The sequence below is a fragment of the Aromatoleum petrolei genome, from assembly GCF_017894385.1.
Classification (GTDB): Bacteria; Pseudomonadota; Gammaproteobacteria; order Burkholderiales; family Rhodocyclaceae; genus Aromatoleum; species Aromatoleum petrolei.
Genome location: NZ_CP059560.1, coordinates 1,345,489 through 1,367,905 on the forward strand (window position 1 = coordinate 1,345,489; position 22,417 = coordinate 1,367,905).

The 22,417-nt window shown below is 68.5% G+C and carries 18 protein-coding genes and 1 pseudogene; 9 read left to right on the forward strand and 10 right to left on the reverse strand.

All coding sequences use genetic code 11. The annotated features are described in order from the left end of the window. Nucleotides 1-105: 105 nt before the first annotated feature. A complete protein-coding gene (locus tag ToN1_RS06095; RefSeq protein WP_244860982.1) occupies nucleotides 106-975 on the forward strand; it encodes an alpha/beta hydrolase in 870 nt (289 codons plus the stop codon). On the opposite strand, the gene puuE is transcribed toward ToN1_RS06095, so the two are convergent. The 4 genes and pseudogenes from puuE to ToN1_RS06115 form a co-directional block, all read right to left on the reverse strand. Continuing rightward, entirely contained in the window at nucleotides 957-1,892 is a 936-nt protein-coding gene (puuE, locus tag ToN1_RS06100) for an allantoinase PuuE (RefSeq protein ID WP_169208296.1), read from the reverse strand. The two genes, ToN1_RS06095 and puuE, sit on opposite strands and share 19 nt — an antisense overlap. Nucleotides 1,893-1,906: 14 nt before the next feature. Beyond that, nucleotides 1,907-3,301 (reverse strand): annotated as a pseudogene (locus ToN1_RS06105) (NCS1 family transporter). Between the two features lie 67 nt (nucleotides 3,302-3,368). After that, nucleotides 3,369-4,100, reverse strand: a complete 732-nt coding sequence (locus ToN1_RS06110; RefSeq protein WP_169208295.1) for an aspartate/glutamate racemase family protein — start codon at nucleotides 4,098-4,100, stop codon at nucleotides 3,369-3,371. A gap of 35 nt (nucleotides 4,101-4,135) precedes the next feature. After that, on the reverse strand, nucleotides 4,136-4,888 hold the full coding sequence (locus tag ToN1_RS06115) for a GntR family transcriptional regulator (RefSeq protein ID WP_169208294.1): 753 nt from the start codon (nucleotides 4,886-4,888) through the stop codon (nucleotides 4,136-4,138). A gap of 354 nt (nucleotides 4,889-5,242) precedes the next feature. Here ToN1_RS06115 and ToN1_RS06120 point away from each other — a divergent pair, with 354 nt between their 5' ends. The 3 genes from ToN1_RS06120 to ToN1_RS06130 all read left to right on the forward strand — a co-directional run bounded on the left by ToN1_RS06120 (nucleotide 5,243) and on the right by ToN1_RS06130 (nucleotide 8,326). Further along, complete coding sequence (locus ToN1_RS06120; protein WP_169208293.1) at nucleotides 5,243-6,709, forward strand: NCS1 family nucleobase:cation symporter-1; 1,467 nt, start codon at nucleotides 5,243-5,245, stop codon at nucleotides 6,707-6,709. A gap of 76 nt (nucleotides 6,710-6,785) precedes the next feature. Then, on the forward strand, nucleotides 6,786-7,820 hold the full coding sequence (gene alc, locus ToN1_RS06125) for an allantoicase (RefSeq protein ID WP_169208292.1): 1,035 nt from the start codon (nucleotides 6,786-6,788) through the stop codon (nucleotides 7,818-7,820). Continuing rightward, the gene (locus ToN1_RS06130; protein WP_169208291.1) at nucleotides 7,817-8,326 is read left to right on the forward strand and encodes an ureidoglycolate lyase; all 510 of its coding nucleotides are present in this window, start codon (nucleotides 7,817-7,819) and stop codon (nucleotides 8,324-8,326) included. The genes alc and ToN1_RS06130 overlap by 4 nt, the downstream gene beginning before the upstream one ends. Before the next feature lie 96 nt (nucleotides 8,327-8,422). Here the strand turns inward: ToN1_RS06130 and ToN1_RS06135 are convergent, their stop codons facing one another. Next, nucleotides 8,423-9,280 carry a class I SAM-dependent methyltransferase gene (locus tag ToN1_RS06135; protein WP_169208290.1) on the reverse strand — a complete coding sequence of 286 codons (858 nt, stop codon included), beginning with the start codon at nucleotides 9,278-9,280 and terminating at the stop codon, nucleotides 8,423-8,425. Between the two features lie 184 nt (nucleotides 9,281-9,464). Between ToN1_RS06135 and ToN1_RS06140 the strand changes: the two genes are divergently transcribed. Then, entirely contained in the window at nucleotides 9,465-10,475 is a 1,011-nt protein-coding gene (locus ToN1_RS06140) for an AraC family transcriptional regulator (protein ID WP_169208289.1), read from the forward strand. 16 nt (nucleotides 10,476-10,491) lie between these two features. Here ToN1_RS06140 and guaD read toward each other — a convergent pair whose 3' ends face one another. From guaD to xdhA, 4 genes are read right to left on the reverse strand one after another with little or no spacing between them, the layout of a single operon-like run. Beyond that, nucleotides 10,492-11,826, reverse strand: a complete 1,335-nt coding sequence (guaD, locus tag ToN1_RS06145) for a guanine deaminase (protein WP_169208288.1) — start codon at nucleotides 11,824-11,826, stop codon at nucleotides 10,492-10,494. A 46-nt stretch (nucleotides 11,827-11,872) separates the two neighbouring features. Then, nucleotides 11,873-12,940 carry a xanthine dehydrogenase accessory protein XdhC gene (gene xdhC, locus ToN1_RS06150; RefSeq protein ID WP_169208287.1) on the reverse strand — a complete coding sequence of 356 codons (1,068 nt, stop codon included), beginning with the start codon at nucleotides 12,938-12,940 and terminating at the stop codon, nucleotides 11,873-11,875. Nucleotides 12,941-12,959: 19 nt separating this feature from the next. Next, entirely contained in the window at nucleotides 12,960-15,341 is a 2,382-nt protein-coding gene (xdhB, locus tag ToN1_RS06155; RefSeq protein WP_169208286.1) for a xanthine dehydrogenase molybdopterin binding subunit, read from the reverse strand. Between the two features lie 9 nt (nucleotides 15,342-15,350). Then, nucleotides 15,351-16,850 carry a xanthine dehydrogenase small subunit gene (xdhA, locus tag ToN1_RS06160; protein WP_169208285.1) on the reverse strand — a complete coding sequence of 500 codons (1,500 nt, stop codon included), beginning with the start codon at nucleotides 16,848-16,850 and terminating at the stop codon, nucleotides 15,351-15,353. A 373-nt stretch (nucleotides 16,851-17,223) separates the two neighbouring features. Here xdhA and ToN1_RS06165 point away from each other — a divergent pair, with 373 nt between their 5' ends. Continuing rightward, a complete protein-coding gene (locus tag ToN1_RS06165; RefSeq protein WP_244860983.1) occupies nucleotides 17,224-17,964 on the forward strand; it encodes a GntR family transcriptional regulator in 741 nt (246 codons plus the stop codon). A gap of 251 nt (nucleotides 17,965-18,215) precedes the next feature. Next, nucleotides 18,216-19,571 (forward strand): NCS2 family permease, encoded by a 1,356-nt coding sequence (locus ToN1_RS06170; protein ID WP_169208284.1) that lies wholly within the window; start codon nucleotides 18,216-18,218, stop codon nucleotides 19,569-19,571. Between the two features lie 128 nt (nucleotides 19,572-19,699). Here the strand turns inward: ToN1_RS06170 and ToN1_RS06175 are convergent, their stop codons facing one another. Then, nucleotides 19,700-20,626, reverse strand: coding sequence for a LysR family transcriptional regulator (locus tag ToN1_RS06175; protein WP_169208283.1), 927 nt, complete (start codon nucleotides 20,624-20,626; stop codon nucleotides 19,700-19,702). 150 nt (nucleotides 20,627-20,776) lie between these two features. Between ToN1_RS06175 and uraH the strand changes: the two genes are divergently transcribed. Continuing rightward, nucleotides 20,777-21,133, forward strand: coding sequence for a hydroxyisourate hydrolase (gene uraH, locus ToN1_RS06180; protein ID WP_169208282.1), 357 nt, complete (start codon nucleotides 20,777-20,779; stop codon nucleotides 21,131-21,133). A 52-nt stretch (nucleotides 21,134-21,185) separates the two neighbouring features. Further along, nucleotides 21,186-22,388: a urate hydroxylase PuuD gene (locus ToN1_RS06185; protein ID WP_169208503.1), complete on the forward strand. Its 1,203-nt coding sequence runs from the start codon at nucleotides 21,186-21,188 to the stop codon at nucleotides 22,386-22,388. The last annotated feature ends 29 nt before the right edge of the window (nucleotides 22,389-22,417 follow it).

Below are 22,417 nucleotides of genomic sequence, written 5' to 3' on the forward strand. Positions count from 1 at the left end.
CGCGCGCCCCGCCGTCATCTCGCGTGCCTCCCAATTGTGCGGGATACCCGAAGCATGAGACCGTGAACCAGTTTCCGCGCCCTCGGGGAGCCCGCCATTACGCTCGTGACCGCCCTCCTCCTTCTCGCCGGTACCGCAGCCGTACTCGTCACCCTGCGTGCCGCGGTGCATTACGCGATACGGGCGAGCCTCGCCGCGCCACGCGTCCGCGAGACGGAGACCCCGGCGGCCCGAGGCCTCGCCTTCGAGACGGTGCGCATCCCGACCGCGAACGGCAGGCTGCTTCACGCCTGGCTGATCCCCGCCGAGGCGGCAGGCCGCGCACCCGCCGTCGTGATCGTGCACGGCTGGGGCGGCAACGCGCAGATGATGCTGCCGCTGGCCGGCCCGCTGCATCGTGCCGGCTTCGCGACGCTGCTCATCGATGCACGTTGCCACGGACTCTCGGACGCCGACAGCTTCGCCTCGCTGCCGCGCTTCGCGGAAGACGCGAGCCACGCCTGCGACTGGCTCGCGGGCCGTGCGGAGATCGACCCGCAGCGCATCGCGCTGTTGGGCCACTCCGTCGGCGCCGGCGCCGTCCTCCTCGCCGCCGCGCGCCGTCGCGACGTTGCGGCGGTGGTCAGCGTCGCCGCCTTCGCACACCCGCAGGAGATGATGAATCGCTGGCTCGCCGGCCGGCACCTGCCGGGAATCGTCGCGCGCTACATCCTCGGCCACGTGGAGCGCACCATCGCGCACCGCTTCGACGACATTGCCCCGCTGCGCAGCATCACCCGGCTGGACTGCCCCGTGCTGCTCGTGCACGGCGAACAGGATACGGTCGTCCCACCAGCCGACGCCCGCCGGATCCACGCCGCCGCCCGCCCGGGCGCCGTCGAGCTCCTGAGCCTGCCCGGCGATCACGAATCCTTCGTCGACATGGAGCGCGAAATCGCGGGCGTCGTGGCCTTTCTTCAGCGCGCCGGACTGTAGGGGTGTTGCTCGCGCCAGTGCCGTGCGACATCGACGCGCCGGCATACCCACACGCGGTCGTGCTTCTCGATGTGGTCGAGGAAGCGCTGCAGCGCACGGAAGCGCCCTGGGCGGCCGAGCAGGCGGCAGTGCATGCCGACCGACATCATCGCGGGGCGCTCGTCGCCTTCCGCGTACATCACGTCGAAAGCGTCGCGCAGGTATTCGAAGAATTCGTCGCCGTGCGAGAAGCCCTGCGGCAGCGCGAAGCGCATGTCGTTGGTGTCGAGCGTGTAGGGGACGATGAGCTGCGGCACGGCCTCGCCGTCGGTCTTCTTCACCTCCATCCAGAACGGCAGGTCGTCGCCGTAGTAGTCGGCGTCGTACAGGAAGCCGCCGTAGTCGGCGACCAGGCGGTGCGTGTTGGGGGAGTCGCGGCCCGTATACCAGCCCAGCGCGCGCTCGCCGGTGAGGCGCTCGATGATCTCCATGCCGATGCGCATGTGCTCGCGCTCGGTGGCCTCGTCGACGTTCTGGTAGTGGATCCAGCGCCAGCCGTGGCAGGCGATCTCGTGGCCCAGCTCGCGGAAGGCGGCGGTGACTTCGGGGTGCCGCTGCAGCGCCATCGACACGCCGAAGATCGTCAGCGGCAGGCCGCGGCGCTCGAACTCGCGCAGGAAGCGCCACACCCCGACGCGCGAGCCGTACTCGTAGATGCCTTCCATCGACAGGTGGCGGTCGGGGATCGCGGGCGGGTTGAAGAGTTCGGACAGGAACTGTTCGCTGCCGGGGTCGCCATGCAGCACGCAGTTCTCGCCGCCCTCCTCGTAGTTCAGCACGAACTGCACCGCGACGCGCGCGCGGCCGGGCCAGTTCGCGTACGGCGGGTTGCGGCCGTAGCCGACGAGGTCGCGGGGGTAGTTCGGATCGATCTTCATTGCGTTCACCTTGTTCAGTTGTCGCGGAAGCGCTTGCACGCGTCCCAGTGGTTCATCAGCAGCCAGTACGTCAGCCCCGCCGGCAGCAGGCTCGCGTACCACGACACCGCCGGGAAGCTCAGCGCCGTGGCCACGCCCACCGCCGTCGCGACGATGCCGGCCGGGTTCACGCCGCGGTAGGGGCCGTCGGCGTCGTAAAAATGCTGCAGGTTCAGCGTGCGGCGGCGCAGGATGTAGTAGTCGACCACCAGCACCGCGAGGATCGGGCCGAGGAAGGCCGAATAGGTCTGCACGAAGATCTGCAGGCCAGCGGCCGATTCGTCCTTCACCAGCTCCCACGGGAAGGTCGCGAACGCAAGCAGGCCCACCAGCACCGCGGACTTGCGGAAGGACAGCTTGAACACGTCCATCAGCACGTAGGCCGGCGGCACGACGTTGTTGAGCACGTTGGTGGTGACCTGCGCGAAGGCGATGAAGAGCAGCGTGATGACGAGCAGCGGCTTGTTGTCGACGGCGCTCGAGAACACCTTGATCGGGTCGGCGGTGCCGGTCGCGCCGGACACCATCAGGCCGATGAGGCCCATGAAGAGGGTCGCCGGCAGGATGCTCATCGAGTAGATCGTGGTTTGCGCGCCGCGCCCGACGTCCTTGTGCAGCTCGCGCGAGTAGTCGCTGACGTTGAGCATCATCGTGCTGTAGATCCCCAGGAAGAGCATCGTCGCCCCCCAGAATGGCAGGCCCCAGGTGCCTTCGATGCCGGTGATCTTGGCGTCGATCGCGCCGCCGAACTTGGTGATCACGGCATAGAACATGTAGATCAGCGCGAACAGGATGAAGCCGCTGCCGATGTTTTCCAGCCACTTGATGCCATGGAAGCCGTAGACCGACAGCGCGATCTGCACCGCCTGGAAGGCGATGAACCACACGACGAGGTTGTCGTAGCCGAATATCGTCGCCGACACCGCGTTGAGCGCGCCGGCGCCGATTCAGCTCTGGAAGCCGAACCACACGACGGCGGGCACGGCGCGCACGAAGCCGGGGAAGCGCGTGCCGGCGAAGCCGAAGGCGCTCCTCGCCTGCACCATGAAGGGGATGCCGTACTTGTGGCCGGCGGCGCCGTTGATCGCGAGCGCGATGCCGATCACGAAGCAGCCGATCGCGATCGCGGCCGCCGCCTGCAGCATGTTGAGCTGGCCGACGAGGCTCGAGCCCATCGCGAAGGTGCCGATCGACACGCAGCCGCCCAGCCAGGCCATGAGATAGGACCATCGGTCCATGATGCGCGTCTGCTGCGGTGCGAGCGATTCCTCGCCGGCCGCCTTGTGCTGCGAGCCGGACGCATCGGGCGCAGCCGCGCCGACACCCGCGCCCAGTCCGGGCGCAACCATCTTCTGTTGTGCAACAGCCATCTCTGTCTCCTTCGATGCGGTCCGGGCGCCTCTTTGCGGGCGTCTCGGCGGTGGGGCTGGGGGTGCTTCAGGAACTCAGGTGCTCGAATCTCCCGGTGAAGCGCTTCGGCGGCGGGAAGGCGAGGTCGCCGAACTTGCTGGTGCCGAGCTTGAGGCTCGCGAGCGTCTCGGCGAGCTTCACCGCGGCCGTGACGCCTTCGACGATGGGCAGCCCGACCGCGTCGCGGATCTCGTCGGCGAGGTCGGCCATGCCACCGCAACCCAGCACGATCGCGCCGATGTTGTCCTCGGCCTTCGCGCGGCGGCATTCATCGACGATGCGGTTCAGGGCGCAGGCGCCGTCGTCCTCGAGGTCCAGCACCGGGATCTCGGCCGCGCGCACGCGCCGGCAGTGGTGCGCGAAGCCGTAGGACTGCAACAGGTGCTCGGCGATGATGCCGGTGCGCGACAGGGTCGTGACGATGGAGAAGCGCGTGCTGATCATCGTCGCCAGGTGGAAGGCGGCTTCCGCGATGCCGAGCACCGGCGCGCGCGTGAGCTCGCGCGCGGCCAGCAGACCCGGGTCGCCGAAGCAGGCGATCACGTACGCGTCCGTTCCCTCCTGCTCGCCCTTGCGCACCTCGTCGGCGACGCCGACCGCACTGATGGCCTCGTCGAAGTGGCTCTCGATCGACACCGGGCCGCTGTCCGGGTTGGTTGCGACGATGCGCGTACCCGGCGCGGCGACGCGCTGCGCCGAGGCGCCGATCTTCTCGGTCATGCTGCGGGTGGTGTTGGGGTTGATGACGCGTATCAGCATTGCTGTCTCCTTCCTTGTAATACCGGAGAACGTCCTCAGCGCAGCTTGGGGCGGCGCTGGGCGACCTCCTCGAGAATCTTCTTCAGGTCCGACGGGGCGGGTTCTTCCTCGACCAGCACCACGGTGCGCTCGACGTCGCGCAGGTGGCGGTCCATCCAGCGCGTCGCGCCATCCACATCGCCGCCGGCGATGATCTCGATCACGTCGTCGTGCTCGGAATGGCGGCAGCTCGCGGTCTGCGGCGAACCGTAGGTGGCGATCACGAGCGAGGAGCGCGACACGAGCTGGGTGAGGAAATCGGTCAGCGTCTCGTTGCCCGACAGGCGCATCAGTTCGACGTGGAAGGCACCCGACAGGTAGATCGATTCGCGCCAGTCGCCGCGGTCCTGCGCGGCATGTTCGCGGCGCACCAGGTCGCGCAGCGTTTCGAGCGCGGGCGGCGTCGCCTTGGCGACGACTTGCGGGATCGCGCCGCATTCGATGATGCGCCGCGCGGAAAAGATGTCGCGCGCCTCGCCCACCGAGGGCTGGGCGACCGAGGCGCCGCGGTTCAGGCGCACATCCACGAGGCGCTCGTGCGCGAGCCGCTGCAGCACCTTGCGGATGCTGGTGCGGCTCACCCCGTAGGTTTCCGCCAGCGTGTCCTCGGGCAGCTTGGTGCCGGGCGCGAGGTGGTTCTCGACGATCGCGACGAACAGGTTGCGGTAGATCGCCTCGTCACGGCCGTTGCCGCCGAGTCCCTCGTCGGCGCGCGCACTTCCCAGTTCGGCAGATGCTCGTTTTCCCATCATTGTCTCCATGCACGGGCAGGACGCGCCCCTCCCGTCGTTAAACACATCCTAGAATCACTTTGGACACAATTCAATATTTTTTTGTATCCACTAAGCGCCGCAAAAAACAAACAAGCACACCCGCTCGCCGGGCCCGTTGTTACATCCTTCAGAAGCCCCTACCCACGCACTTCCTCGAGCGAGGTCAGAAAAATTTCTTGACTTCACAGATTGGATACACTTTTATATCACCACGGATACAGTTAATGCGCGCATAAGAGAAATTATACGTTCCGGGCTCGATGGCTGTAGGACCGCACAATCCACAAAGGTAGCCGCCGCGGAACACACCGCGGCCATGAGGAGACAAGCATGTCAGAGCACCTGCCGGCGGGGTACAGCGACCGCCTCTACAACGAGGACCTCGGTCCGCTGAAAGACAAGAACTGGAACTGGTACAACATCTTCGCGTTCTGGATGTCCGACGTGCACAGCGTCGGTGGATACGTTTTTGCCGGCAGTTTGTTCGCACTCGGACTCACGAGCTGGCAGGTACTCGTGTCGCTGATCATCGGCATCTGCCTGGTCAACATGTTCTGCAACTGGGTCGCCCGTCCCAGCCAGCAGGCCGGCATCCCCTACCCCGTCGCGTGCCGCCTGGCCTTCGGCGTATGGGGCGCGAACGTACCGGCCATCATCCGCGGCCTGATCGCGGTGGCGTGGTACGGCATCCAGACCTTCCTCGCCTCGTCCGCGCTCACCATCGTGCTGCTGCGCTTCTTCCCGGGGCTGGAGAGCCTCGCGCACGACAGCTTCGCCGGCCTCTCGTATCTGGGCTGGCTGGGTTTCTCGATCATGTGGGTGCTGCAGGCGATCGTGTTCTGGCACGGCATGGAGGCGATCAAGCGCTTCATCGACTGGGCCGGCCCCGCCGTCTATGTCGTGATGTTCATGCTCGCCGGCTGGATCATCTGGAAGGCCGGCCCCGAAAACATCAGCCTCAACCTCGGCGAAGTGAAGTACGAAGGCTGGTCCGCGCTCGGCCCGATGATCACCGCGATCGCGCTGGTGGTGTCCTACTTCTCCGGCCCGATGCTCAACTTCGGCGACTTCTCCCGCTACGGCAAGCACTTCGACGAAGTGAAGCGCGGCAACTTCTGGGGCCTGCCGGTGAACTTCCTGGCCTTCTCCATCGTCACCGTCGTCATCACCTCGGGCACGATCCCGGTGTTCGGCCACATGATCACCGACCCGATCGAGACCGTGAGCAAGATCGACAACACCATGGCCGCCGTGCTGGGCGCCTTCACCTTCGTCACCGCCACGATCGGCATCAACATCGTCGCCAACTTCGTGTCGCCGGCCTTCGATTTCTCCAACGTCGCGCCCAAGCACATCAGCTTCCGCACCGGCGGCTTCATCGCCGCGGTCGGCTCGATCTTCATCACGCCGTGGAACCTGTTCAACTCGCCGGAAGTGATCCACTACACGCTCGACATGCTCGCCGCCTTCATCGGCCCGCTGTTCGGCATCCTGCTGGTGGACTTCTACCTCGTGCGCAACAAGAAGATCGTCGTCGATGACCTCTACAGCGACAAGCCGGGCGGCGCCTACTGGTACGACAACGGGGTGAACAAGCGCGCGATGTGGGCGCTGGCCCCGGCCGTGCTCGTCGGTGTCGCGATCACGCTGTCGGGCACGAAGGCGCTGGCCGACTTCAACTGGTTCATCGGCTGCGCGCTGGGCGCCCTGCTCTACCACCTCGCGATGAAGGGTCAGAGCGTGTCCGAAGGCGAACCGGAGATCGCACCGCGCCTCGCCACCGACTCCGCATCCTGATGCAGCACGCTGCGGGCGCCCGGCCACCGGCGCGCCCGCAGCGCCCCCAACCTCACCCCAACAAGAGAGACGCCCGATGAGTCACAACACCGGCAGCATCCGCATCGCCGAACCCGCCGTTCTCCCCGACTGGGCCGCCCGCTCGGTCGACCTCGCCAACCCGCGCATCGGCGCGAAGGCGCTGTATGCCTCCGACGACTTCTTCGCCGAAGTCGCGCGCATGCTCAACCCCGAACCCGCCCAGTTCATCCCCGGCAAGTACGACGACAACGGCAAGTGGATGGACGGCTGGGAAACGCGCAGGAAGCGCAGCACCGGCCACGACTGGTGCTTCGTCAAACTCGGCCGCAAGGGCACCATCCGCGGCTTCGACGTCGACACCAGCCACTTCACCGGCAACTACGCCCCGGCGGTGTCCATCGAGGCCACCGTGTGCGACACCGACGACGTCGCCGCCTTGAAGGACGCGAAGTGGACCGAAATCCTTGCCTCGACCTCGCTCTCCGGCAACAGCCATCATCTCTTGCGCGCGAATTCCGATGAAGCGTGGACGCACCTGCGTGTAAACATCTACCCCGACGGCGGCATCGCGCGACTGCGCGTGTATGGCCAGCCGGTCGGGGTGTTCGAGGGGACGGGCGATGCGCTCGTCGATCTGGTCGCGCTCGAGAACGGCGGCCGCCCGGTGGCGTGGAACGACGCGCACTTCGGCACCGCCGCCAACCTGATCCTGCCCGGGCGCGGCATCAACATGGGCGACGGCTGGGAAACCCGCCGCCGTCGCGAGCCCGGCAACGACTGGTGCATCCTCGAACTCGGCGCCGCCGGCACCATCGAGAAGATCGAGGTCGACACCGCCCACTTCAAGGGCAACTACCCCGACCGCTGCTCCATCCAGGCCGCCTTCGTCGAGGGCGGCACCGACCAGTCGCTGATCACCCAGAGCATGTTCTGGCCGGTGCTGCTGCCCGAGCAGAAGCTGTCGATGGACGCGATCCACGCCTTCAGCGAGCAGATCGCCAGGCTCGGCCCCGTCACCCACGTGCGCCTCAACATCATCCCGGACGGCGGCGTCTCGCGCCTGCGGCTGTGGGGGAGAGTAAAAAAATGAGCGAAACCCTGATCCGGCTCACCGTCGAGCCGCTGACCGCAGAAGCCTTTGCGCCCTTCGGCGACGTGATCGCCACCGCGGACGCGCAACGCCACTTCACCATCAACGGCGGCAACACCGAGCGCTACCACGACCTCGCGCGCATCGACCCGGGGCCCGACGGCCGCGCGATCGTGTCGATCTTCCGTGGCCAGCCCCGGCGCCTGCCCTTCACGGTGGAGATGATGGAACGCCACCCGCTCGGCAGCCAGGCCTTCGTCCCGCTCTCCGGCGGCGCATACCTCGTCGTCGTCGCGCCGGCCGGCAATCCCCCGGGTGTCGAAGACCTGCGCGTCTTCCTCGCGCGCGGCGACCAAGGCGTCAACTACGCGTGCGGCGTGTGGCACCACCCGCTGCTCGCCCTCGACGGCGTGTCGGATTTCCTCGTCATCGACCGCGCCGGTGAAGGCCCCAACTGCGACGAAGTCCGGCTCGACGAAGCCGGCGTCATCGAGCTGGGCGACTGACTCCCCCCACGCGACCTCCCGGTCGCGCAGCGGGCGCCGGCCCCACGAGGACCGGCGCCCGCCTCTCCGCCGCGCAAGGTCCGCGCGGCGCTTGCGCTAGTGCCGCGTGATGACCACTTCCAGATATTCACCGGGCACGACCAGCGAGTCCGATCCGCCGACGTTGCGCGACTCCAGCAGGCGCATCACGTCGGCCTGCAAGCGTGCCTGCCCGGCCTCGTCGAGCGCCGCGAACGCCTTGTGCGTGGGCCCGTAGTAGCGGCGGAAGACGTCGATCCAGTGCGACGGCGAGCGGTAGCGGAAGTTGAAGACGCGCCGCGTGCAGCGGATGTCGGCCGCCTGGTGACCGAAGAGTTCGACAAGGGCGCTTTCGTCGCCCCAACGGGTGGGCGGACGCAGGCCGGCCGGCGGCGGCACGTGGGCGCCGACGACGCGGAACAGTTCGCCGATGAAGCCCTCCGGGGTCCACGCGGCGAGACCGATGCGCCCGCCGTGGCGCACGACACGCACCAGTTCGCTCGCAGTGCGCGGCTGGTCGGGGGCGAACATCGCGCCGAAGGTCGACAGCACGACATCGAACTCGCCGTCGGCAAAGGGCAGCGCTTCGACGTCCGCGACCTGGAAGCGCACCGGCAAGCCCTCCGCACTGGCGCGCGCAGCGGCCTTTTCGAGCAGTTGCGGCACGTAGTCGGTCGAGGTCACGTCGGCGAAGCGGCGCGCCGCGGCCAGCGTCGCGTTGCCGTTGCCGGCCGCGACGTCGAGCACGCGCTCGCCGGCGCGCAGATCGGCCGCTTCGGCGAGCGACTCGCCGACGATCTGCAGCATCACGCCGATTACGGCGTAGTCGCCGCTCGCCCAGGTGGCCTGTTGCCGGGTCTTGATTGCGGCGAAATCGGGTTGTGGTGCGGGGGTTGCGGACGGTGCGGCGACGCAGGAAGCGAGAGGTGCGTTCATGGCGAGTCTCCTGTCGGTGGGCTGGGCCGGGGGCTCTGCGGCCCCCGTGTCGGGGCGGCGCAAAGCACATCCCGACGAGCCCATTCTTTCGCCGCGCGCATTTCGATGCTTCACTGAGAGTCGTGCAAGCTTGCTCGCGCGTCCGGCTTTGCACGCGCCCTGCCCCGCCACCCGGTCCATTGCCATGAGTCAAGACACGCTCTCCGACCTGCTGCGCTCCGTGCGTCTGCGCGGCGCGGTGTTCTACTACGTCAGCTGCTGGGAGGACTGGGCCGCGGAAGCGCCGCCCGCGCGCGAGATCGCGCCCGCAGTGCTGCCCGGCGCCGAACACGTGATCGAGTTCCACATGGTCGCACGCGGTGCCGGCTGGGCCGCGGTCAGCGGGCTGCCTCCCGCGCGCCTGGAAACGGGCGACATCGTGATGTTCCCGCAGGGCGACGCGCACGTGATGTCGAGCGCGCCGGGCGTCGCGCCGGCACGCATCGAGCCGGACTGGGTGTTCGCGACGCGCAACGACCCACGGCCGATGCCCGTCGCCTATCACCGCGGCGTGCGCGAACCGGGGGCGCCTGCGCCGGTCGGCGACGCCGACACGATCCTCGTGTGCGGCTTTCTCGGCTGCGACCTGCGGCCGTTCAACCCGCTGGTCGCCGCGCTGCCGCGCCTGCTGCACCTGCCCGCGGCACGTGCCGGCGACTGGGTCGCGCGCGTGATCGACCAGGCCGCGCGCGAATCGACCGAGCGCCGGCCCGGCTCCGACGTCGTGCTGGAGCGCCTCGCGGAGATGATGTTCGTCGACACCGCGCGGCGCTACCTCGAAGGACTGCCGGATGACGCGACCGGCTGGCTCGCGGGCCTCCGCGACCGCTACGTGGGGCGAGCGCTCGCGCTGCTGCACGAGCGCCCCGACCGCCCCTGGACGATCGACGAGCTCGGGCGCGAGGTGGGGCTCTCGCGCTCGGCCCTGCACGAGCGCTTCGTGCAGTTCCTCGCCGAGCCGCCGATGCACTACCTGGCGAACTGGCGCATCCAGCTCGGCTCGCGCCTGCTGCGCGAGTCGAGCCGCACGGTGGCGGCGATCGCGCAGGAGGTCGGCTACGAGTCCGAGGCCGCGTTCTCGCGCGCATTCAAGCGCCTGGTCGGCCTGCCCCCCGCCACTTGGCGCCGGCGCCTGTCCGCCCCACCGCAAGCCTGACGCGGTCGCCCGGGACTCAGCGGGCGGCGGGGCCGGCGCGGTAGGCGGGCGCCCCGAGCACGTGCGTGGCTGCGACGCAGCGGTCATCGCCCAGCATCATGAGCACGAACAGGCGCTCCGACAGCGTCTCGCAACTCGCCATGCGGCGCGCGAGGAGCGGCGTCGCCTGCAGGTCCAGAACGACGAAATCCGCCTCCTTGCCGGGCAGGAAGTTGCCAATCAGACCGTCGAGATCCAGGCTGTGCGCGCCGCCCAGGGTCGCGAGGTGGAAGGCGCTCTCGGCCGACAGCTTCTGTCCCCCGAGCTGCAACACCTTGTAGGCCTCGCCGAGCGTCTGCAGCATCGAGAAGCTGGTGCCGGCGCCGACGTCGGTGCCGATGCCGACGCGCACGCCGAGTTCGCGTGCACGCCCGGGGTCGAACAGGCCCGAACCGAGGAAGAGGTTCGAGGTCGGGCAGAAGCTCATCGCCGTGCCGGTGTCGGCCATGCGCCGGCGGTCCTCGTCGTCGAGCCAGATGCAGTGTGCGTACACCGCCCGCGCGCCGAGCTGGCCGAAGCCGTCATAGACGTCCAGATAGCTGCGCGCCTTCGGATAGAGCTGCGCGACCCACTCGATCTCGCCCCGGTTCTCGGCGACGTGGGACTGCAGGTACACGCCGGGATGCTCGGCGAACAGCTGACCGGCGAGCTGCATCTGCGCCGGGGTCGAGGTCGGCGCGAAGCGCGGCGTCACCGCGTAGAGCAGCCGCTCGCAGCCGTGCCAGCGCTCGATCAGGGCCTTCGACTCCATGTAGCCAGTCTCCGCGGTGTCGCGCAGGAAATCCGGGCAGTTGCGGTCCATCAGCACCTTGCCGGCGATCAGGCGCATGCGCCGCTCCCGCGCGGCCCCGAACAGCGCATCGACCGAAGCGGGATGCACGGTCGCGAAGGCGAGCGCGGTCGTCGTGCCGTTCTTCAGCAGCTCGTCGCAGAAGAACTCGGCGACCGCCGCCGCGTGCTCCGGATCGGCGAAGCGGCGCTCGGTCGGGAAGGTGTATTTCTCCAGCCAGGCGAGCAGCTGTTCGCCGTAGCTCGCGATGATGTCGGTCTGGGCGTAGTGGATGTGGGTGTCGACGAAACCCGGCAGGATGAGCTTGCCGCGGTAGTCGGTCACCGGCAGGGCGGCGGACAGCTTGGGTAGCAGCTCGGCGGCCGGTCCGCATTCGGCGACGCGGCCGTCGCGGATCACGAGCAGGCCGTCGGGGAAATGCGCGACAGCCCTGGCGCCGTGCGCGGCGGGATCGGCGAGGAAGTGGAGGATTTCGCCGCGGACGGCGTGCAAGGGGCCGAACTGCAGGGGGCTGAACTTCATGTCGGGCGGACCTGGAGGCGGGAAAGTCGGATGGAGGGGGCCGGCATCACGCCGCAGCCCCATGGCGGCGTGCCGGGCGCGCCGCGAGCGAGACGCCGCGCAGTTGCAGGACTTCGGCGGCAATGGAGACGGCGATCACCTCCGGCTCCTTGCCGGGAAGGCCGCGCACGCCGATCGGGCAGTTCATGCGCGCGATCGCATGCTCGCCGTAGCCGCGCGCGCGCAGCCGGTTCTCGAAACTCGCGCGCTTCGACAGCGAACCGATCAGGCCGCAGAAGCGGTAGTCGCCGCGATCGAGGATCGCCCGCACGAGATCGAAGTCGAGCGCATGGCTGTGCGTGAGCACGAGAAAGACGGCATCGGCAGGCGCGGCCCGCACTTCGGCCTCGGGCACGTCGGTGCAGCACACGTCGATGTTGGGCGCGACCACAGGCGGGAATTCGTCCGCGCGGGGATCCACCCAGCGTACCCGCAGCGGCAGGCGGCCGAACACTTCGGCGAGCGCGCGGCCGACGTGGCCGGCGCCGAACAGCACGACCTGCAACTCCGGCGGCAGGCTGACATCGAGCATACCGTCGGCCCCGCCGCCCGGCGTGCGGGTGACGAGCAGCGCCCCGTCGGCGCTCCCCGAGAACAGGTTGCGCGCGTGCGCGGCCAGCGCCGGCGCGCCGAGCACGGCCTCGGGCGCGGACTCGTCCTGATCGCCGAAGACCCGCGTCGGGCGCGCGTCGGAGCCCAGGCACACCAGCCGTCCCCAGGGGCGGCCCAGGGCCGCGAGCGCGCGTCCCTCTTCGATCCATGGGCGCTGCGCGGCGCCGATCGGCTCGAAGGCGAGCTGCACGACGCCGCCGCAGCACTGCCCGACGCTCGCGCCGAGCGGGAAACGCACGAGGACGGGGGCAGTCGCACCCTCGGCGATGAGCTGGCGCGCGGACGCGATCGCCCGCAGTTCCAGCTGGCCGCCCCCGATCGTCCCGTGACAGGCGTCCGCGGCGACCACCATGCGGGCGCCGGGCGCGCGCGGCGTCGAACCGCGGGTCGCCGCGACCGTGACCAGCACCGCGCGCGTCCCTTCGGCAGAAAGGCGGGCGAGTTCATCGATCCACGTCGTCATCGTCGTGCCCTCCCCGGTCTCAGGCCAGCGCTTCCGCGGCCACGTCGCTGCGCGCGGCGGCGGGCGCCGCGGAAAACTGCGCGCGCACCGCATCGACGGCGTCGAGAATCGCCTCCGGCGTGGCCGGCGCGCGCAGCGGCGGGTCGATGCGGCCGTCGCCGACCGCCGCGATGGCGTCGCGGATCGCGAGCAGCGCCGAGAAGGACAGGAGCAGCGGCGGTTCGCCGACCGCCTTCGAGCCCAGGATCGTGTCCTCGCGGTTGCGGTTGCGAAACAGGCGCACGCGGAACTCGGGCGGGCAGTCGTGCGTGGCCGGGATCTTGTAGGTGGATGGCGCATGCGTCATCAGCCGGCCCTCCTTGTTCCACCACAGCTCTTCCATCGTCAGCCAACCCATGCCCTGGATGAAGCCGCCTTCGACCTGGCCGGCGTCGATCGCCGGGTTGATGGAGTTGCCCGCGTCGTGCAGCAGATCGGCGCGCAGCAGCCGCCATTCGCCCGTGAGCGTGTCGACCAGCACCTCGGACACCGCGGCGCCGTAGGCGTAGTAATAGAACGGGCGACCGGTCAGCTTGCTGCGGTCCCAGTTCAGTCCCGGCGTCGCGTAGAAGCCGTCCGACCACAGCTGCACGCGGGCGACGTAGGCCTGCTGCACGAGCTCGCCGAAGGGAATCGCGTGGTCGCCGACGAAGACATGATCGTCGGCAAAGCGCACCGTCGCCGGGTCGATGCCCTCCCCGTGGCTGCTTGCGGCGAGCTCGGCGAGGCGCAGCCGGATGCGGCGCGCGGCATCCTCGGCGGCCTTGCCGTTGAGGTCGGCGCCCGTCGAGGCCGCGGTCGCCGAAGTGTTGGCGACCTTGCTCGTGTCCGCCGCCGTCGCACGCACGCGGCCGAGCGAGATGCCCAGCTCGTTCGCGACGACCTGGCAGACCTTGGTGTTGAGCCCCTGCCCCATCTCGGCACCGCCGTGGTTCACCAGCACCGAGCCGTCCGTGTAGATATGCACCAGTGCCCCGGCCTGGTTGTAGTGCGCGACGTTGAACGAGATGCCGAACTTCACCGGCGTCAGCGCGAGCCCCTTCTTCAGCACCGGGCTGGCGGCATTGAAGGCCGCGATCGCGGCGCGGCGTGCGCGGTATCCGCTTTCGGCCTCGAGCTCGCCGACCAACTCGTGGATCACGTTGTCCGCGACGGTCTGGCCGTAGGGCGTGGTGTTGCGCCCCTCGCCGCCATAGAAGTTGAGTTTGCGCACGTCCAGCGGATCGCGGCCGACCGCACGCGCGATGCTGTCCATGATGTACTCGATCGCGACCGCCCCCTGCGGGCCGCCGAAACCGCGGAAGGCGGTGTTCGACTGGGTGTTGGTGCGCGCGCACAGCGCGCGGATATCCGCATCCGACAGGAAGTAGGCGTTGTCGAAGTGGCAGATCGCGCGGGTGCCGACCGGCCCCGACAGGTCCGCCGAGAAGCCGGCGCGCGCGGTCATCTCGATGCACACGGCGAGGATGCGGCCCTCGTCGTCGAAGCCGACCTCGTAGTCGTAGTGGAAGTCGTGACGCTTGCCGGTGATCATCATGTCGTCATCGCGGTCGGGGCGCAGCTTCACCGGTCGCCCGAACTTCCACGCCGCGACCGCGGCGACGCTGGCGAATAGCGCCGACTGCGACTCCTTGCCGCCGAACGCACCGCCCATGCGACGCATCTCGACAACCACCTGGTTCGACGCCAGCGCGAGCGCATGGGAGACCACGAGCTGCATCTCGGTCGGATGCTGGGTCGAGCACCACAGGTGGATGCAGCCGTCCTCCTTGGGCGCGGCGTAGGAGATCTGGCCCTCGAGGTAGAACTGCTCCTGCCCGCCGACCTTCCAGCTGCCCTTCAGGCGGCGCGGCGCCGCGGCGAGGCGCGCGGCCGGCTCGCCCCGCACGAGCCGCATCGGCGGCACCACGAAGCGCTCCTGCCGCTTCGCCTCGAGCGGGTCGAGCACCGCCGGCAGCGGGTCGTATTCGATGCGTGCCTTGCGCACCGCGCGGCGGGCGGTGTCGTGGCTGTCGGCGATCACCGCGAACACCGGCTGGCCGATGTAATGCACCACGCCGTCTGCGAGGATGGGGTCGTCGTGGATGATCGGACCGCAGTCGTTGCTGCCGGGGATGTCGGCGGCCGTGAGCACGCCGATCACGCCGGGGACCGCGCGCACCGCATCAAGGTCGATCGAGACGATGCGCGCATGCGCCTTGGCCGACAGGCCCAGCGCGGCGTGGGCGGTACCCGCGAGCTCGCGGATGTCGTCGACATAGGTGGCCGCGCCGCTCACGTGCAGGTGAGCGGACTCGTGCGGATGAGCATGGTGGGCGGCGGGAACAGCGTGCGGCACCCGCGGAAAAACGTCGGCTTTCATCTCGGCTCCTCAGGGCGTGACGGTGCAGGCATCGAAGGCGGCGAATACGCGCGTCTGCGCGGCCGCAAGCGAAACCTCGGGGCGGGTCTCAAGGAAGAAGCGGCGCAGCAGGCCACCGGCCGCGCGGCGACGGTAGCCGGCGCTCGCGCGCATGTCGGTGAGCGGTGCGTAGTCCAGCTCGAGCGCAAGCAGGGCGTGCGCGAGCGTCTCCTCGTCCCACGGCCGGCCGTCGAGCGCAGCCTCGGTGCGGGCGGCCCGCTTCGGCGTCGCCGCCATGCCGCCAAAGGCGATGCGCGGCTCGCGCACGCGCCCGTCCTCGATGCGCAGCGCAAAGGCGCCGCACACCGCCGAGATGTCCGAGTCGTAGCGCTTGGAGACCTTCCAGCTGCGCACCTGCAGCCCCGGCACGGGCAGCGGCACCTCGACCGCCTCGACGATCTCGTCGGCGGCGAGATCCCTCTTCATGTAGTCGAGGTAAAAGTCCTGCAGCGGCAGCGTGCGCCGGCCGCGCACGCTGTGCAGCACGATGCGGCTGCCGAGCGCGATCAGCACGGGCATCGAGTCGCCGATCGGCGAACCGTTCGCGATATTGCCGCCGAGGGTGCCGGCGTTGCGCACCGGCGGCGAGGCGAAGCGATCCCACAGCTCGCCGAGTTCCGGGTAGTGCCGGCACAGCGCCGCGTAGGCATCGCTCAGCGACACGCCGGCGCCGATGCGCAGCGCGCCCCCCGCCTCGCCGATCTGCCGCAGCTCCGCGACCTGGCCGATGTAGATGAGCGCGCCCAGTTCGCGGAACTGCTTGTTCACCCACAGCCCGATGTCGGTGCAGCCCGCGAGGATGGTCGCTTCCGGATGGCGGCTGCGCAACGCGGCGAGGTCGGCGAGCGTGCGCGGTGCGTGGAAGCTGTTCTCGCCGTGGGCGTACGCGAGCCCGTCGCGGCGGCGCAGCGCGAGCAGCTGCGCGCGCAGCGTGGGGCCGTCGAGCCCGACCGCAGGCAGGTCGAACATGCGCGCACCAGCCTCGAGAATCGGGCGGTAGCCCGTGCAGCGGCACAGGTTGCCCGCCAGCGCACTGCGGATGCGGTTGTCGTCGGGACGGTCGCCGCTCGCGCTGCAATCGTTGTAGAGCTCCCACAGCGACATCACGAAACCAGGCGTGCAGAAGCCGCACTGCGAGCCGTGGCAGTCGACCATCGCCTGTTGCACCGGATGCAGTCCGCCGCCGGTCTGGCGGCGCAGGTACTCGACGGTGAACACCGCCTTGCCGTCGAGCGCCGGCACGAACTGGATGCAGGCGTTGACCGTCTGCAGGCGCAGCGCGTCGTCCTCGCCCTCCAGCTCGCCGACGACGACCGTGCATGCGCCGCAGTCCCCCTCGGCACAACCTTCCTTAGTGCCCGTGAGGCGCTGATGGACGCGCAGCCAGTTGAGCAGGCTGGTGGTGGGGGCGACGCCGGTGACTTCGACCGGTTCGCCATTGAGCAGAAAGCGGATCGCTTGCGTGTTCATCGTCTCTTCCTGTGTGGAGGCATCCCCGACGGCCGGCCGAAGCCGACCGCTGGTGGCGCGCTGTTTCTTTATGCGTAGGCCGGACCGGCGTGTCCCATGTCCGACCGGGTGAGCAAATCCTGCTTTTTGATAACTTTATTGTCAACAATTTTGTTGCACGTTACGCATCTGCAAGGTCGAACTTCCCGCCTGCCTGGACGCTGTCCGGGGGCCAAAAAACCCTTTACCCACGGGCTTTGCAGCATGCACGGCGGACCGCGGCCGGCCGCGCGAGCGCCCTTGTGCAAATACGATGTATTACGGTTCCGATATAATCGCGCCGCCCGCCGGCTCAACCGCCGCGGGCGCGGCGCTGCAGATCAGGAGAGAACACGTGAGCGAAGTCGAAGGGATGGACAGCACCCGAAAGGGCAGTCGCGCGCCGTCCGGCGACGAGATCGAACGCGTGTTCGATGCGCTGCGCAACGCGGTCCTCGACCAGCGCCTCGCTCCCGGCCTGCAGCTAAAGGAACAGGCGCTCGCCGACGCCTTCGGCGTCAATCGCTCGGTCGTGCGCCAGGCCTTCGCTCGGCTGGAGATCTACCGGCTCGTCACCCACGAGCCGAACCGCGGCGTCTTCGTCGCCCACCCCTCGGCGGCCGAAGGGCGCGAGCTCTTCATTGCGCGCCGCTACATCGAGGCGGCGATCGTCGATCTCGCCGTCACGACCCTCAAGAATTCCGATATCGCGCGCCTGCGCGCGCTGGTGCGGCGCGAGCGCGAAGCCTACGAGGCAGGCGACACGCGCAAGGCACTGCGCCTGTCGATCGACTTCCACCTCAAGCTTGCCGAGGCGGCCGGGAACACGGTCCTGGCCTCCTTTCTCGACGAGCTGGTGAGCCGCACGCCCCTGGTGGTGCTCGCGCACCGCAAGGATGCGGGTCCGACCTGCACGCTCAACGAGCACGAGCAGATCCTCGATGCGATCGCGGCTCGCGACGCGACTCGCGCACGCGAACTCATGGCCGAACATATCGTCCACCTGCAGGGGCGGCTCGCCCTGGATCGCAGCAGCGCGCGCGCCAAATCGGACATCGCCCGCCTGCTTGGCCTGGAAACCGACTCCGGCGCCTGAAGCGTGGGGCCATCCGGCCCGCCCCTCGGTTTTTGGCCGTTTCCAAATACGCATTATCCGTTTTTCCGTATAGGGTCGGAACGGAGTTCGTGTCTAGACTGAGAGCGTTGTCGTTGCCAAAATTGTTAACAACATTGCGGCGCACATGCGCCGCACTCCCCCTTTGCACCCGTTCCCACGGCGCGCGAAGAGGGAGCGCTTACCAATAGAAGGTCGGTGCCATGCGGCAACCGCGCCAAAGGAGACACGTGATGCAGACCCAGACTTCCGCGACGACCGCGGACGACGCCATTGCCCCCGCTTCCATCAGCGACTCGTGGCTGGAGCGGCGCTTCCGCCTCTCCGCCCACCGGACGAACGTGCGCACCGAACTCTTTGCCGGTCTCACGACCTTCATCACGATGGCCTACATCATCTTCGTGAACCCGGCGATCATGGCCATCGCCGGCGTGGATCAGGGCGCGGCCTTCGTCGCGACCTGTATCGGCGCGGCACTCGGCTGCCTGCTGATGGGGCTGTACGCGAACTGGCCGGTCGGACTTGCGCCGGGCATGGGCCTGAACGCCTTCTTCACGTATACGGTCGTGGGCGAGATGGGCTACAGCTGGCAGATCGCCCTTGGCGCGGTCTTCATCTCCGGCGTGGTGTTCATGGTACTGAGCTTCACGCGCCTGCGTCAGTGGTTGCTCGACAGCATCCCGAAGAGCCTGCGCTTCGCGATGGGCGCCGGCGTCGGTCTCTTTCTCGGACTGATCGGCCTGAAGATTGCCGGCATCGTCGTGCCGAGCAATGCGACGCTGGTGACGATGGGCTCGATGCTGAAACTGCCCGCCGCCCTCGCCGGGCTGTGCTTCCTGATGATCGGTGTGCTGAGCCACTTCCGCGTCTTTGGCGCGATCCTCATCAGCATCCTGACGGTGACCCTCATCGGCATGGCCGCCGGCATCGTCGAATACAAGGGCCTCGTATCCATGCCGCCCAGCATCGCTCCGACGCTGATGGCGATGGACGTCGCCGGCGCGTTCGACGTCGGGATGATCAGCGTGATCCTCGCCTTCCTGTTCGTGAACATGTTCGATACCGCGGGCACGCTCATGGGCCTCGCGCACCGCGCGAAACTGGAAGGCCCTGACGGCACGATCGAGAACATGAACCAGGCGCTCAAGGCCGACAGCACGGCGAGCGTGATCGGCGCAATGGTCGGCTGCCCGCCGGTCACGAGCTACGTCGAGAGCAGCGCCGGGGTCGAAGCGGGCGGGCGCACCGGGCTCACCGCCGTCACGGTCGGCGTGCTCTTCCTCGCCGCGATGTTCTTCGCCCCGCTCGCGGGCATGATCCCCGGCTACGCGACCGCGGGCGCGCTGATCTACGTCGCAATGCTGATGAGCACCGGCCTCGCCCACATCGACTGGGAGGACTACACCAACACCATCCCGGCGATCGTGACCGCGGTGATGATGCCGCTGACCTTCTCCATCGCGAACGGCATCGCGCTCGGCTTCGTCACCTACGTCGTGCTGAAGTTCTTCACCGGCAAGCGCGCGGACATCTCCCCCGCCCTCTACACGCTGTTCGTGCTCTTCGTCGCCAAGTTCGTATACCTCTGAGCGGCGCGGCCGACGCACGCCCCCGATCGGCGGGCGGGATGCGCTCCCGTCCGCCCCCTCCTCCCTCGCTCGCAGGGGCCTCTCCAGCCCTTATGCGCCCGGCCCCCTTGCGGGGCCGTTTTTTTTGCTTACTGCACGTTGCGCCCGCACTCGAGCAGCAGGCGCCGCAGCCAGCGGTGGCTCTCGGAATCCTGCGTGCGGTCGTGCCATAGCTGGTAGAAGCGCATCGGCGGAAACGCGATCGGCGACGCGACGATCGCGAGCGGCAGCAGGTTCGCGTAGAAGCGCGCGAAGTGCCGGCTGGTCGTGAACACCAGGTCTGTGCCCGGCAGCAGGTAGGGCGCAAGGTAGAAGGACTGCACGATCACGCGCGAATCGCGCGACACGCGCATGCCCGCGAGGTGCATGTCGATGAGGCCGCGCTGCGACAGCGAGTACGGCAGCGGGACGATGTGGGTCGCGCTGAGGTACTGCTTCTCGGTCAGGCCGCGTCGCGCCGCAGGGTGGCGCGAACTCACCAGGCACACGATCTCGTCCTCGAGGAGCATCGACATGCGCATCCGCTCGGGCGGTTCGGGCCAGTTGCCGATCACGATGTCGAGGCGGCCCTCGGCGAGCGCCTTCTCGAAGTCGACGTTCGGCCCCAGGGACTCCACGACCAGGCTTGCGTTCGGCGCCTCGCGGCGGAAGCGCTCGGCGAAGCTCGCCATGAACACGGGCGCGAGGTATTCCGGCGCACCAACGCGGAAGGTGTGGCGGCTCTCGACCGGGCTGAACGAGGCCGCACCGCCGGTGAGCTGGTCGATCTCCTCCAGCGCCCGCCGCGCATGCTCGGCGAGCTGCAGCGCACGCTCGGTCGGCACCATGCCGTCCTTCTCGCGCACCAGCAGGCGGTCGCCAAAGATCTCGCGCAGCGTCTTCAGCGCCGCGCTGATCGCCGGCTGCGACTGGTTCATGCGCACCGCGACGCGCGACACGTTGCGTTCGGCCACCAGCTGGCAGAACACGCGCAGCAGGTAGGGATCGAGCGTCCTGTCCGGATCGCGCGCGCTCATCGCGGCTGCCCTCCGGCCGCCGCAATCCGCCGGCAGCAGCACCACTTCAGCACTATATGCATGTCTTTATATCAGCTATCAGCACATAACGAATTCCATCACATGCTGACACTCTAGACTGCAACGCATACCAATGAAAAGGAGACAACGATGAGCCGCCTCACCACCCATGTCCTCGACACCGCCCACGGCAAGCCTGGCGCCGGCATTGCCGTCACGGTGTTCGCGGTGAATGCGGAAGGCCGCCGCGAGGCCGTCGCGCACGCCGTCACCAACGACGACGGCCGCTGCGACCGCCCGCTGCTCGAAGGCACAGCCTTCGTGCGCGGAACCTACGAAATCGTCTTCGAAGTTGGCGCCTACTTCGCACGCAGCGGCGCCGAACTCCCCGACCCGCCCTTCGTCGGCGATGTCGTGCTGCGCTTTGGCGTCGCCAATCCGGCGCAGCACTACCACGTGCCGCTGTTGGTGTCGCCGTGGAGCTACTCGACCTACCGCGGCAGTTGAGACGGCCCTCCCCCGGCCCCCAACCCCCTCGACTGTTCTGCGGAAAACGACAATGGATGCATATCTCCTCGATTGGGCCAATCTACTGGTCCGCTGGGCGCACCTGATCGCGGGCATTGCCTGGATCGGCGCCTCTTTTTATTTCGTGATGCTCGACAACTCGCTGAAGCCGCCGAAGAACCTGGCCGACGCGAAGCGCGGCGTCTTCGGCGAACTGTGGGCCGTGCATGGCGGCGGCTTCTATCACAGCCAGAAGTACCTCACCGGCCCCAAGGGCGAGGCCCTGTCGAACGACCTGCACTGGTCGAAGTGGGAGTCGTATTCGACCTGGCTCACCGGCCTGGGCATGATGACCATCGTGTATTGGATCGGTGCGAAGTCCTACCTGATCGACCGCAACGTCATGGATCTCACGCAGGGCGCGGCGATCGCGATCTCGATCGGCTTTCTCGCCGCCGGCTGGGTCGTGTATGACCTGCTGTGCCGCAGCCTGGTCGGGCGCGACCGCCTGCTCGCCGGCCTGATCTTCGTCTTTGTCGTCGCCTGCGACTGGGCGCTGCATCAGGTGTTTGCGGCCCGCGCGGCCTACCTGCACGTCGGCGCGATGCTCGCGACGATCATGACCGCCAACGTGTTCTTCCACATCATCCCCGGCCAGAAGCGCATGGAAGCGCAGATCCGCGCCGGCCAGCCGGTCGATCCGCGCCCGGGGCAGATCGGCAAGCAGCGCTCGGTGCACAACACCTACTTCACGCTGCCGGTTCTGTTCGCGATGATCAGCAACCACTACCCGATGACCTACAGCCACGCCAACGGCTGGCTCGTTCTGGTCGTGATCATGCTGGCCGGCGTGCTGATCCGCCAGTTCTTCGTGCTGCGCCACCGCGGCGAAGTGAAGGGCTGGCTGCCGGCCGCCGGCACCGCGCTGCTTGCGAGCCTGGTCGCGCTGCTCGCCCCGCAGGCGGTCGATGCAAGCGGCGACAAGGTCGCCTTCGCCGAAGTGCGCCACGTCGTCGAACAGCGGTGCGTCACCTGCCACGCGGACCAGCCCACCTACGATGGCTTCGCCCAGCCGCCGAAGGGCGTCGTGCTGCAGTCCCCCGAGCAGCTCGCCCAGCACGCGGCCAAGGTCGCCGAGACGGTCGCCAGCGGCTACATGCCGCTCGGCAACCTCACTGGCATCACCGCCGAGGAACGCACGCTGATACGCACCTGGTACGCCCAGGGCGCCCGCACCGACGTCGCCGCGAACTGATTTACCGCCCGGCCGCAACCGGCCGGGCA